General features: G+C 49.6%; 10 protein-coding genes. 3 read left to right on the top strand and 7 right to left on the bottom strand.

The window, feature by feature from the left end; all coding sequences use genetic code 11:
• Positions 1 to 26: 26 nt before the first annotated feature.
• Together IEX60_RS04405 and IEX60_RS04400 are read left to right on the top strand one after the other, a co-directional pair.
• Complete coding sequence (locus tag IEX60_RS04405; protein WP_188747843.1) at positions 27 to 3,218, top strand: efflux RND transporter permease subunit; 3,192 nt, start codon at positions 27 to 29, stop codon at positions 3,216 to 3,218.
• Positions 3,219 to 3,220: 2 nt separating this feature from the next.
• The gene (locus IEX60_RS04400; protein ID WP_188747842.1) at positions 3,221 to 4,672 is read left to right on the top strand and encodes an efflux transporter outer membrane subunit; all 1,452 of its coding nucleotides are present in this window, start codon (positions 3,221 to 3,223) and stop codon (positions 4,670 to 4,672) included.
• A 32-nt stretch (positions 4,673 to 4,704) separates the two neighbouring features.
• Here IEX60_RS04400 and IEX60_RS04395 read toward each other — a convergent pair whose 3' ends face one another.
• The 6 genes from IEX60_RS04395 to ccoN form a co-directional block, all read right to left on the bottom strand.
• Positions 4,705 to 5,397, bottom strand: a complete 693-nt coding sequence (locus IEX60_RS04395) for a sulfite exporter TauE/SafE family protein (RefSeq protein ID WP_188747839.1) — start codon at positions 5,395 to 5,397, stop codon at positions 4,705 to 4,707.
• Entirely contained in the window at positions 5,394 to 5,606 is a 213-nt protein-coding gene (locus tag IEX60_RS04390) for a FixH family protein (RefSeq protein WP_188747837.1), read from the bottom strand. The genes IEX60_RS04395 and IEX60_RS04390 overlap by 4 nt, the downstream gene beginning before the upstream one ends.
• Positions 5,607 to 5,745: 139 nt before the next feature.
• On the bottom strand, positions 5,746 to 7,110 hold the full coding sequence (gene ccoG, locus IEX60_RS04385) for a cytochrome c oxidase accessory protein CcoG (protein WP_188747835.1): 1,365 nt from the start codon (positions 7,108 to 7,110) through the stop codon (positions 5,746 to 5,748).
• 16 nt (positions 7,111 to 7,126) lie between these two features.
• Complete coding sequence (locus IEX60_RS04380) at positions 7,127 to 7,987, bottom strand: cbb3-type cytochrome c oxidase N-terminal domain-containing protein (protein WP_188747833.1); 861 nt, start codon at positions 7,985 to 7,987, stop codon at positions 7,127 to 7,129.
• 12 nt (positions 7,988 to 7,999) lie between these two features.
• The gene (locus tag IEX60_RS04375) at positions 8,000 to 8,185 is read right to left on the bottom strand and encodes a hypothetical protein (RefSeq protein WP_188747831.1); all 186 of its coding nucleotides are present in this window, start codon (positions 8,183 to 8,185) and stop codon (positions 8,000 to 8,002) included.
• A gap of 18 nt (positions 8,186 to 8,203) precedes the next feature.
• On the bottom strand, positions 8,204 to 10,333 hold the full coding sequence (gene ccoN, locus IEX60_RS04370) for a cytochrome-c oxidase, cbb3-type subunit I (RefSeq protein WP_188747830.1): 2,130 nt from the start codon (positions 10,331 to 10,333) through the stop codon (positions 8,204 to 8,206).
• A gap of 384 nt (positions 10,334 to 10,717) precedes the next feature.
• Here ccoN and IEX60_RS04365 point away from each other — a divergent pair, with 384 nt between their 5' ends.
• The gene (locus IEX60_RS04365; RefSeq protein ID WP_188747828.1) at positions 10,718 to 11,005 is read left to right on the top strand and encodes a hypothetical protein; all 288 of its coding nucleotides are present in this window, start codon (positions 10,718 to 10,720) and stop codon (positions 11,003 to 11,005) included.
• A 122-nt stretch (positions 11,006 to 11,127) separates the two neighbouring features.
• On the opposite strand, the gene IEX60_RS04360 is transcribed toward IEX60_RS04365, so the two are convergent.
• Positions 11,128 to 12,666: a SulP family inorganic anion transporter gene (locus tag IEX60_RS04360; protein WP_188747826.1), complete on the bottom strand. Its 1,539-nt coding sequence runs from the start codon at positions 12,664 to 12,666 to the stop codon at positions 11,128 to 11,130.
• Positions 12,667 to 12,765: the final 99 nt, after the last annotated feature.

Below are 12,765 nucleotides of genomic sequence, written 5' to 3'. Positions count from 1 at the left end.
TTGGCTCACGTTATAAAAAAAATGTAATGCTCAAAACATTCATCAATAGACCCGTATTAGCTACCGTTATCTCCACCCTACTGGTAATCCTCGGTTTGGTATCCATGTGGCAGTTGCCCATTACACGATTTCCTGAAATTGCTCCCCCAAGTGTTACCGTTTCCACGTCCTATCCCGGCGCCAATGCGGAAACCGTAGCCGGAGCGGTGCTGTTACCCATCGAAGAAGCTATCAACGGTGTTCCCAACATGACCTATATCCGGTCGTCAGCAACTAACTCCGGATCAGGCAATATCACTGTATTTTTTAAGACAGGAACCGATCCCAACCAGGCTTCTGTAAACGTACAGACCCGGGTTTCGAAAGCAAATGCCCGTATCCCAGCTGAGGTGATCGAATCGGGTATCACGGTGGAACCCCGCCAAAGCGGGATTATCATGACCATTGATATATTCAGCAACCGTCCTGACACCCTGTATGACGAAACATTTTTGCAGGCCTATGCCCAGATCAACCTCATGCGCGAATTGGCGCGTGTAGATGGCGTAGGGGAAGTACGGCGTGTGGGTGCACGCGATTATTCCATCCGTACCTGGTTGAACCCGGAGAAAATGGCCGTATATGGACTGGTACCGCAGGATGTGCGGACAGCAATCCGGGATCAGAATTTTGAGATCGCCCCGGGAAAATTCGGGGAAACCTCTGACGAGGCTTTCGAAACTATTTTACGGCACCAGGGACGGTTTACACTGCCGGAAGAGTTCGAGCAGATTGTCATCAAAACCAATAAAGACGGTTCGGTCCTCTATCTGAAAGATATTGCACGGGTCGAACTCGGTGCCACCAATCTCGGAAGTGACAATAAGGTAAACGGCTATCCGGGGCTTACCCTGAATATCCTCCAGACCAGCGGATCCAATGCCCGTGAGATTGATATCCAGATACGCGACGTATTGGAAAGGCTTTCCAAGGACTTTCCCGAGGGTATCCAATACCGGATATCCTACAGCGTGCGTGATCAGATTGATGAATCGATCAATCAGGTGCAGCATACGATTTTTGAAGCCTTCATTTTGGTTTTTATTATTGTATTCATTTTTCTGCAAGATTTCCGGTCTACACTTATTCCAGCCATTGCGATCCCCGTTTCCCTGGTCGGTACATTTTTCTTCCTTCAGCTGTTCGGGTTCTCCATCAATGTATTGACCATGTTTGCACTGGTGCTTGCCATCGGGATCGTGGTCGACGATGCCATCGTGGTAGTCGAGGCTGTCCATCAGAAGATGCACGCGACCAAACTCGGACCCCGAAAAGCCACCATCTCTACAATGGGCGAAATTACGCGGGCCATTGTGTCCATCACGTTGGTAATGTCTGCTGTATTTTTTCCCGTCGGTTTCATGGGAGGTCCGTCAGGTGTGTTCTTCCAGCAATTTGCGTACACCCTGGCTACCGCCATCCTCATTTCCGCGCTGAATGCGTTAACACTTACCCCCGCACTTTGTGCATTGCTCCTTCGGAAATCGGATGCACATCCAACACCCACTACCATGGCCGATACCATTGCCGATGACCATTCCGAAAAAAAACCTGGCTTCAGCCGATTCAAATCCAGGTTTTTCAGTGCATTTAATACCGGTTTTGCAACCCTTACGAATAGATATATCGGTTCACTGCGCTTTTTAATCGGCCGCAAATGGATAGCCATAGGCGGGCTTGTGCTGGTTACAGGCATTGGCGTATGGCTGATGAATCGTACCCCCTCCAGTTTTATTCCTACGGAAGACGACAGCTTCATTACCTACTCGCTTTCGATGCCCCCGGGGGCATCACTGGCCCGTACGACGGCTGCGCTTTCCAAAGCAGACAGTATCCTGAAAAAAAGAACAGCTATCGAGGGCATGACCACCGTCTCCGGCTACAATGCCATTGACGCCAGCGCAAGTTCGGCCTTCGCGGTTGGCTACATCAATCTCAAACCGGCGAAGGAACGTGGGGAAATCCGGAATATCAACGCCATTATGGACACCATACGTGCAGACCTGGCCCAGATTACCGACGCATCGTTCAGCGTCTTTCCGAGGCCCACCATCCAGGGATTTGGTGACTTTTCCGGTCTTGAATTTGTATTGCAGGACCGCATGGGCGGCTCGATGTGGGATTTCGGATCGGTGGCAGATAGTTTTATGCGCGAACTGGAAAAACGTCCGGAAATCGCATCTGCCTATACCACCTTCAACGCCAATTTCCCACAGTATCTGTTGGAGGTGGACCCGGTAAAAGCGAAAGCCCTGGGTGTGAGTGTTAATGAGATGATGCGGACCATACAGGGTTACTATGGCAGGGTCATGGTGAGTGATTTTAACCGTTTCGGGAGGCAATACCGCCTTTATATGCAAGCGGATTTTGAATACCGTGCCGAACCTGAATCCTTCAAATCCATCTTCGTGCGTAACGGCAGCGGCGAAATGGTACCGGTGAATACCATCGTGAAGCTCAAAAAAGTGATGGGTCCCGAAATCGTAAACCGTTATAACTTGTACAATGCCATCGCTATTAATGCCATTCCGTCTGAAGGGTACAGCACGGGCGAGGCGATGCAAGCGATGGAGGAAACAGCCGCTGCCCACCTGCCCGGCAACTACAGCTACGAGTGGACGGGGATGAGTCTGGAAGAAAGCCAATCGGGCAACGAGACCCTGCTGATCTTTGCATTGAGCATTATCTTCGTTTATTTTCTGTTAGCAGCCCAGTATGAAAGCTACATTTTACCGTTGGCCGTGATGTTATCGGTTCCCGTCGGATTGATCGGCGTCTATGCGCTCATCAACCTGGTTGGTCTAGAAAACAACATCTACGTACAGGTAGGGCTTATCATGCTCATCGGGCTATTAGCCAAAAATGCCATCCTTATTGTTGAATTTGCCGTACAGCAGCGCCAGGCGGGGCTGAGTATTTATGAGTCGGCCGTAGAAGGCGCACGCATGCGGCTCCGCCCGATTCTGATGACCTCCCTTGCGTTTATTGCAGGACTAATTCCACTCATGTGGACGGTAGGTCCTTCTGCACAAGGTAACCACTCGATCAGTTTCGGAGCAGCCGGAGGCATGTTGATCGGCGTTACGCTCGGTATTTTCATCATACCGGTATTGTACGTTATTTTTAAATACCTGGATGAACAGGTAAAAACTAAATTGACAACAACAGAAGAAGATTAATCATGAATCCCATCCTTCGATATACCGGATTAGCTGTTTCCTGCTGCTTTTTGCTATCCTCCTGCAAAGTAGGAAAAGATTACGTACGCCCCGAGCTACCCGTTGCGGATACATTCAGGGGTGGCAACTCAACGGCAGACTCTGCAACGATTGCTGACATTCCCTGGAATGATTTTTTCACAGATAGCATGCTGATGATGCTCATCGACAGTGCAATTACCAACAATTACGATATGCAAACCGCACTGAAAAACATCGAGATAGCCAATCAATCGTTGCGGCAATCCCGTGCCGCCTTTTTACCTGAGATCGAAGCCGAACTAGGCGGTACCAACCACCAATGGCGGTCGCGCGATTTCTATTCTTCCCCCTCTTCGGGTTGGTATGATCGCGGAGGGCAATCCCCTCCGCCCGAAAACTTGTATATGTACCAGTCACAGTACCTATCATCCGTCAGCGTAAGCTGGGAACTGGACGTCTGGGGAAAGCTGCGCAGGCAGAAAGAAGGAGCCATGGCTGAATACCTGCAAACGTTTGAGGCCCGGAAAGCGATACAAACCAGTTTAGTATCGGCCATTGCGGAGGGATACTATAATCTGCTTATGCTGGATGCCCAGCTGGAAGTAGCACAGCGTAATCTTAAACTGAACGACAGCACACTGCAGATTGTGAAGCTGCAACGGGATGCAGGCGAGGTGAGTTCGTTAGCCATCCAGCAAACCCAATCGCAGATGCTGGTTGCCGCCTCGCTTATTCCGCAGTTGGAGCAGGAAATCGCCATCCAGGAAAACACGCTGATGGAATTAACCGGGAAAATGCCAGACAGCGTTTACCGTTCGTCTGCCCTGATGGACTGGCGCATGCAGGATTCGTACGATGCCGGTGTACCCATACAACTGTTGGCCAACCGGCCCGATGTGCGGGAGGCAGAACTTGCTTTGCGTGCTGCCAATGCGGAAGTAGGCGTTGCACAGGCTTACCGATATCCGACACTTACCATCGAAGCCTCGGGTGGCCTCAATGCAATGCTACCGCAAAACTGGTTCAACATTCCAGGAGCGCTGTTCGGCGGCCTTATCAGCGGAGTCACTCAACCCGTTTTTGCGGGGAGAAAGCTGAAAACTCAGCATGAAATTGCGAAATTGGAACGGGACAAGGCCGAAATCGGTTTCCAACGAACGGTCATGGAAGCGGTTCATGAAGTGACCAATGCGCTGGTGATGATCGAGAAGCTCAATGAGCAATATGCGATTACCGAGCAACGTGTCGCCACGGCGCAATTAGGTGTCAAAAATGCGAACCTGCTTTTCAAGAGCGGAGAAGCTACCTATTTGGAAGTCATCACGGCACAAAGCAATGCGCTCAACAGTGAATTGGACCTGGTCAGTATCAAACAACAGCAGCTCAACGCAAAAGTAACACTTTATAGAGCGTTGGGTGGCGGCTGGAAGTAGTCGGTTAGAACACGTGCTGCGTACGCTATCGTCTACTGGCAGGTAATGGCGCCCTCCGGGTGAATCAACGGACTAAGAAAAGGAATATCGAGTCCGGCTCCGCGGAGCATGAACCACCCCCCCATTACCAGGCAGATAATGGGTAACCAAGCGGCCAGGTTGATCCGGACATGCCGCTTGAGAAAATTACCAACGATAGCTGCAGACAGCATAGCCGGCCACGTACCCACGCCAAACAATAACATGAATGTTCCTCCGCCTTGTATGGTTTCGGTATTCAGTGCAGCGACCAAGGCCATATATACCATACCACAAGGTAGCAGCCCGTTCAGTATCCCCACAATAAAATGACCTCCGGGTCGGTGAAACCAGTATCCGATCCAACGGATTACCGGGCGCATCAGGAACTGCTGCATACGGGCGACCCGATGAACATGTTTGCCGGATATTGAAAACACGCCTATCCCGATCAGCAGAAGCCCAATGGATAGGCTCATACCTTGCTGCCATCCGCTTACGTTGATCGAATGGCCGATGAATCCGACAACCAATCCGAGCAGTCCATACATCAGCGTCCGGCCAAGCTGATAGATCAACGTATTGCCCAGCGTTGTCCATTTCGATGGACGATCGGCCGGCATAGCCAATAACAGCGGACCGCACATCGCTATGCAATGAAGGCTGCCAAGCAGCCCCATAAAAAACGCAAAGACGAGATAGTTCATTTTCCTTGTCGTTTGAAACCTGCAGACGTTGTGTCTAACGGCATCTGTAGGGAATCGGCTTCCCGCAAGCGGTCATAGTTTAACCCACGCTCGTAATAATCCTCGGCAACCAGCGAATCGGTATCCTTGCTCACCATATAAACCCCGAACGACACAATCAACGCTATGAAAAGTGCCAATGTAATTACTATTTTTGTTCCCCAGTTCATTTCTTTAATGGATAATGGATAATGGATAATGGATAATGGATAATGGATAATGGATAATGGATAGTTGATAATGGATAATGGATAATGAACTGTCAATTATCAACTGTCAACTGTCAATTATCAACTGTCAACTGTCAATTTATAAAGGCGGTGCTACAAATGTGGTTTTCATGGTTTCGACCACGTTACCATCTACCATTACCTGCACTTTTACATTCGTTTTATACGATTTGATATCGCTTTGACGACTCACCAAAAAGAAACTGAGCTGCGCTACACCTCCTTGCTTTAACTCAGCAATATGATTCACCAATTGGACCGTGAAACCTGCATTTTCCGAGACCAGTTCAAACGGCATATCCTGCTGTGTTTTATTGATGAGTTCCAAGCTGTACAGATTGCTCACCGTTCCATCTTCACGCAACTGGTAGGAGCTCCCTTTTGCCCGCAATAAGGTACCGTCGACCTGACTCCGGCTGAACAAAAGCCATCCAAAAACTGCGAGCAATACAATCAGCACAACACTGTATGCGATTGCCCGTGTATTTCCGGATTTAGCCTCCACATCCCCCTCAATCTGTCCCACGGTAAAGAAACCGATCAACCGTTTGGGCTTATTCAGTTTTTCCATCACCGCATCGCAGGCGTCGATACACGCCGTACAATTGACGCATTCCATCTGCAACCCGTCGCGGATATCGATTCCGGTGGGACATACATGCACGCATAGCCCACAGTCTACGCAATCGCCCAACTGCTGGTCTCCACCTTTTTTCCGGTGGCCCCGGGGTTCTCCTCGTTTATAATCGTAGGCTACGGTCATACTCTTATCGTCGAGCATCACGCCCTGCAGACGGCCATACGGACAGATCGTCGTACATACAATTTCACGCACAAATGCAAACACCGCGTAAAATACCAATGTGAACAGAACCAGCGAAATCAACCCGCCTATGTGCTGTCCTATGGGATCGGTCATAATCTGCCATAACTGTTCTGCTCCGATGATGTACGCAAGAAAAACATTCGATATCCCAAACGAAATAAGAAAGAAAATCAGGTGTTTACCGCCCTTTCTGAGATACCATTCCGTATTTCTTTTGGCTTGTTGCAATCGCTTCTGCTGCTGCCAATCACCTTCAATCCAGTATTCGATCCTCCGGAACACCAATTCCATAAAAATAGTCTGGGGACAGGTCCATCCGCACCAGATACGTCCATAAACCACGGTAAACAAGACCACGCATACCATGGCAATTAGCATCCCGAATACGAAGATATGCAAATCCTGCGGCCAAAATACACTTCCGAGGATTACAAACTTGCGGTCTACGATGTTGAAGAGCAACATCGGTTCGCCGTTGATACGTACCAGGGGTGCAGCGATGAGGAAAAGGAGCAACGCATAGCCCACCCACTGCCGGTAACGGTAAAGCTGACCCGCTGGTTTCTTGACATAAATCCATTCGCGTTTAGGCCTTTTACTTGCGATTGCTTTTTCCATCGAAATCCTTTAGCCTTTAGATTGCACTGCCGTCCGCTGCTGCGACTTCGCCCGTGCCATCGGCCTGCAACGGCGCATATTCCACTTTTTCACCTTGTGGTTCTTTTGCATTCGGAGGGTTAGTTCCCCTGAGCGTGACAATATAGTTGCTTACTTCCGCTATTTGCGCAGGTGTCAGGCTTTGCTCCCACGGTACCATGCCCTTGTCCAATACACCGTATTTGATGGTCTTGAAGACATCCTTGATTTCACCGCCGTGCAACCAATACTCATCGGCGAGATTCGGACCAATCCCCCCTTCCCCGGCAGCTCCGTGGCACGCTGCGCAGTTCTGCGTAAAAATGGCCGCTCCTGATGCGATGGTCTCGGGGCGGGTGTCCACCTCCACCGAATGCTCATCGATGCTATTTGCAGCTTGTGCCAGCCATTCATTCCGTGCTTGCTCGGCTTTCGCCATTTCATGCACGTATTCCTGATCCTGATCCATTCCCCAGCCAAAAACATGGTAAACGCATAAGTATATTACCGCAAATGCCATGGTGCCATAAAATAAGCTATTGAACCACATCGGAACCGGATTATCCAGTTCCTTGATGCCATCGTAGGCATGATCAATGACCAGATCCTTTTCCTCCGCGATGGGGCGTAGACCCATCAGCTTGTTCCACCAGGCCCAGCGATCGGCTTTGCGTGCCGTCTGCGCTTCCACCTTGGCCGCCTTTTCTTCTTCCAGCACCTGCGGCATCGTGATACGAAGCATGGCACGCATCGCGCGTAATATGACGAGTGCCGCTGCCAGCACCACCACCATGACGACGATGAGGGCTACGATCAATATATGATCGGCCGTGTTTAATTGTATGAATAGGGTATTCATGGTTTGTTCCGTTTAGTTTTCCAATTCTGCCTGTTCTGGAGTCTCGTCATCCATGGGCATGTCCTTCATATAGTCCACGTAGTCCTTACGCATCCGAAGCAGCATAATTCCTACCGTGATAAAGAATACCAAAAAAATCCACAGTGACACAATAAGATACCACTCATTGCCACTTAAGTCCGTTATCTGCTTAAACATTGTTTAGTTGTTTTTATGTTATTCATTCACTGCTACGGGTGTCTCCTGTGCCTTGATATCCGTTCCCAGCCGCTGCAGGTAGGCAATCAATGCAACGATTTCACGATCCGCTCGCACATCGGCCCCCTGTTGGCTTAAATCGGCGGCAATCTCTTCTGCCTGCTGCCGGAGTTTATCATTCGCTTGGACCACATCTTCGTCGGTATAGGGTACCCCCAGCAATCTCATCGCATTCAACTTAGCTTTCGTTGCAGTGGTGTCCAATGTTTGCTCGATAAGCCAGGGATAAGGCGGCATGATACTTCCCGGAGAGGTAATGGTCGGGTCGAGCATGTGGTCAAAATGCCATTTATTGGGATATTTCTTACCGATACGGTGCAAGTCGGGACCGGTACGTTTTGATCCCCAAAGGAAGGGGTGGTCATAAACGAATTCACCCGCCTTGCTGTAGTCGCCATAGCGCACGGTTTCCGAGCGGAACGGCCGCACCGTCTGTGTATGGCAATTTACACAGCCTTCCCGGATGTATAGGTCGCGTCCCTGCAGCTCCAGCGCCGTATAGGGTTTTACACTCGAAATTGTGGGAACATTCGACGAAATCAAAAAGGTGGGCATCATCTGAACCATTCCGCCAATTAGGATGGTGATAAGCGCAAGCACCAAAAACAGAATCGGTTTGCGTTCCAAGCGACGGTGTTTCGAACGTTCGTTGACCACTACGGGAGTTAATTCGGGCGCCTCCGCAGGCTCATTTGCCAGCAGCTTGCCTTTCTTCATGGTCTTCACCAGGTTGTAGGTCATTAACAACGCACCGGAAAGGTAGAGTGTTCCCCCGATGGCCCGCATCATGTGCATGGGAATGATCTGCAGCGTTGTAGCCAAAAAGTTGGGATATTTAAGGACACCTTCGGGTGTGAATTCCTTCCACATCAACCCCTGCACAACAGCAGCCCAGTACATGGGTATGGCGTAAAACAGGATACCCAGTGTGCCAATCCAGAAATGCACCGATGCCAGTTTTTTCGAAAACAACTCGGTCTTATAAATCCGCGGTATCAACCAATAGAGGATACCGAACGTCATAAACCCGTTCCATCCCAACGCGCCCACGTGGACGTGTGCCACAATCCAGTCTGTAAAGTGCGCAATCGCATTCACCTGCTTCAGGGAAAGCATGGGTCCTTCGAAAGTAGCCATCCCATAGGCGGTAAGCGCTACCACCATAAATTTGAGCGTGGGTTCGCTGCGTACTTTGTCCCATGCCCCACGCAGTGTAAGCAGCCCATTGATCATACCGCCCCAGCTGGGAGCGATCAGCATTACGGAAAAAGCCACGCCAAGCGACTGCACCCAGCCCGGCAACGATGTATAGAGCAAGTGGTGCGGTCCGGCCCATATGTAAATAAAAATCAGCGACCAGAAATGCAGGATACTTAACTTATACGAATAAATGGGACGGTTTGCCATTTTGGGGAGGAAATAATACATCAGTCCCAAATAGGGAGTCGTCAGGAAAAATGCCACGGCATTGTGGCCATACCACCACTGCACCAGCGCATCCTGCACCCCCGCATAGAGGTAATAGCTTTTCCACATTGAGATCGGCAACTGGACCGAATTGACGATATGCAGCACCGCCACGGTAACAAACGTGGCAATATAAAACCAGATGGCCACATACATATGGCGCTCACGCCGCTTGATGATGGTGCCAAACATGTTGATGCCGAAGACGACCCAGATGATCGTAATCCCAACATCAATGGGCCACTCCAGTTCCGCATACTCGTGGGATGTGGTCAATCCCAGCGGCAAGGTGATTGCGGCTGCAAGGATGATCAGTTGCCAACCCCAAAAATGCAGCCGGCTTAAAAAATCACTGAACATACGCGCCTTCAGTAGGCGCTGCAAGGAATAATACACCCCCATGAAAATGGCGTTTCCTACAAACGCGAAGATTACCGCATTCGTATGCAGCGGCCGTACTCTCCCAAACGTGGTGTATTGCAGTTCGAAATTCATGAAGGGCCATACGAGCTGTATGGCAACCAGTAAGCCTACCGACATACCGACAATGCCCCAAATGATGGTGGCAATGCCGAAATCCCGCACAATTTTGTTGTCGTAATTAAATTTAGTTAGCTGCATTTGCAATAAGTGTTTTTCCGGGGATAAAATTACTGTCATGGCAGTGTCAATTGAATGACAGCGATTGGATTAAAAAGTAATGGTTGTCACAATTTGCGAGCGGGAGTCGGGCAGCATTCCGTAGGGGGCATGGATTGGGACGCTACTGGAGACCGCTTCGGGTCTGCTTGGGTGATCGTATTAGACAACTACTGCGCTTAGTTTGGACTCCTATTGGCGATTCCAAACCAAGTCCAGTCGAAGCACGAACCAAGTGCAGATTCTGTTCAAACGGAGCTCCGAAGCGGGGGGCAACCTTGGGGCCAGCAAATTCGGAGAACTTCCATATCTACAACGTTGCGTGAACGCACCGAAACCGTTATCTTTGTATCCGGCTAACTTGATATGGACATCGACACTTTCACAGAATCCCTGAAACACCACACGCCTCCCCTTGGCCTTACCCGCCAACTGGAAGCCTTGTGGTACGATGGAAAAGGCGATTGGGAAAAGGCGCACGACCTGATCAATGACCTGGAGGACAAACAGTCGGCCCATGTACATGCGTATTTACATCGCAAAGAGGGCGATTTATGGAACGCCGACTATTGGTACCGGCGTGCCGGCAGACAACGTCCGTCAACAATGCTGGAAGAAGAATGGATGGATTTAGTTAAGCTGTTGGAGTCCTGAATGCTCCGTTTTATCCATTAGGTCACGGGATTCTCTATAGGTATTACAAACACGATTTTCTATTGATCGTTGTCCAAACCAAATCTGAATTTCGCATCGGTTTTGCCGATGGCATCGCTACCTTAATGGCCCGAAACCACTTCCACCCGTTCAATTTCCCTGAGGTGCAATTCGATGTGTTTGTACCGGGCTTTTGTCTCAAACTCGCTGATGATCTCCAGGATATCGTGGTCAATAAAGTCGGATTCACTGCCGTCTATGGTCAGAACACTGTACTCGGGGACTTCATCCAATGTTTTGCGAAGCTTCACCTTATTAAGGAAGGTCACATCGGTATTCAGCTTGATGTAAAAATGTTCAATCCCCTGGAACGTGGATTTTGTGATTTTGTACTCGGTTTTAAAATTCTGCTGGATAATATAGTACATGGAGATCAGTAGCCCGATACTTACTCCAATCAACAGATCGGTTGCCAAAATAATGACAATGGTGATGATAAACGGGAAAAACTGCGTCCATCCCAATCGCCACATCTTTACGTAGAGAGATGGTTTCGTAAGGTTATAACCGGTAACTAACAGTATTGCCGCCAACGAAGCGTAGGGAATGAAGTTGATAACCATCGGTATCGCTGCAACGGCAATCAGCATGAATATGCCGTGGGTAAAGGACGATAACTTGGTACGTCCGCCGGCTTGCACATTGGCCGCACCCCGTACCACAACGGCCGTAATCGGGATAGCGCCCAATAACCCGCATACAATGTTGCCCACTCCCTGAGCAAATAATTCCCGGTTTACGGGAGTGATGCGATGTCGTTGATCCAGTTTGTCAATGGCTTCGATACAGAGCAATGTTTCTAACGTGGCTAACAGACCAATGAACAGCCCATCTTTCCAAAGCTGCAACGAGGTGAATAATTTACTGAAATCCGGAAAAGTGATACTTTCCATGATATTCAGGGGAATGTCTACCAATTGGGTACGCTTCAGCGGATATATACCCGATACTTCGGTAAATATGAGGTTGATCAGCACCCCCGCCAACACCCCCGCCAAGGCGGCGGGGATATAAGAAAACCGTTTAAAGTACGGTCGTTGGAAAATAGCCATGACCATGAGGGATGCCAACGTGACGGCCACTGCGGCCAATGTCATGTGCTCCCGATAGAAATCAAAATCTCCCGAAAAGACTTCCTTCGAAAAGATCTCTATAAAGCCGCTACGCCAGAAATCAGGTTGATCATATCCAAGGGCAAGCGGCACCTGCTTGGAGATGAGAATGATGCCGATGGCGGCCAGCATCCCTTTGATGACCGCAGCAGGAAAATAATTGGCAATGACACCCAATTTCAGCAATCCAAGCACCAACTGAAAAACACCCGCGATGATGACAGCCAATAGAAAAATGCGGTAATCGCCCAATGACACGATGGATGCCGCTACCAAGGTGGTCAAACCCGCAGCCGGCCCGGATACAGCAAGCTGCGAACCGCTGACCAGCGATACGACGAGTCCACCGACGATTCCAGATAATAATCCGGCATAGAGCGGTGCTCCTGAAGCCAGTGCAATCCCAAGACAAAGGGGTAATGCCACTAAAAACACCGACAAACCGGCGGGTAGGTCATGCTTGAGCCATACCAACCGATAATACTTCATTTTCCGCCTCATATGAACTTTGTCATTTTGATAACCGCATCATTCTGTCGTCACCTGCGGACTGCGATTTGGCGGTTTCTGACTATAAAGATAGTTTTT

Source organism: Parapedobacter defluvii, from assembly GCF_014642075.1.
Taxonomy (GTDB): Bacteria; Bacteroidota; Bacteroidia; order Sphingobacteriales; family Sphingobacteriaceae; genus Parapedobacter; species Parapedobacter defluvii.
Note: the sequence above shows the minus strand (reverse complement) of the source record. Positions and strands in the feature narration are given on the sequence as shown.

Coding starts and splice junctions, on each gene's coding strand:
- IEX60_RS04395 (WP_188747839.1), bottom strand. CDS start 5,397: ATGAACTATCTCGTCTTTGCGTTTTTTATGGGGCTGCTTGGCAGCCTT.
- IEX60_RS04360 (WP_188747826.1), bottom strand. CDS start 12,666: ATGAAGTATTATCGGTTGGTATGGCTCAAGCATGACCTACCCGCCGGT.
- ccoN (WP_188747830.1), bottom strand. CDS start 10,333: ATGCAGCTAACTAAATTTAATTACGACAACAAAATTGTGCGGGATTTC.
- IEX60_RS04375 (WP_188747831.1), bottom strand. CDS start 8,185: ATGTTTAAGCAGATAACGGACTTAAGTGGCAATGAGTGGTATCTTATT.
- IEX60_RS04390 (WP_188747837.1), bottom strand. CDS start 5,606: ATGAACTGGGGAACAAAAATAGTAATTACATTGGCACTTTTCATAGCG.
- IEX60_RS04405 (WP_188747843.1), top strand. CDS start 27: ATGCTCAAAACATTCATCAATAGACCCGTATTAGCTACCGTTATCTCC.
- IEX60_RS04380 (WP_188747833.1), bottom strand. CDS start 7,987: ATGAATACCCTATTCATACAATTAAACACGGCCGATCATATATTGATC.
- ccoG (WP_188747835.1), bottom strand. CDS start 7,110: ATGGAAAAAGCAATCGCAAGTAAAAGGCCTAAACGCGAATGGATTTAT.
- IEX60_RS04400 (WP_188747842.1), top strand. CDS start 3,221: ATGAATCCCATCCTTCGATATACCGGATTAGCTGTTTCCTGCTGCTTT.
- IEX60_RS04365 (WP_188747828.1), top strand. CDS start 10,718: ATGGACATCGACACTTTCACAGAATCCCTGAAACACCACACGCCTCCC.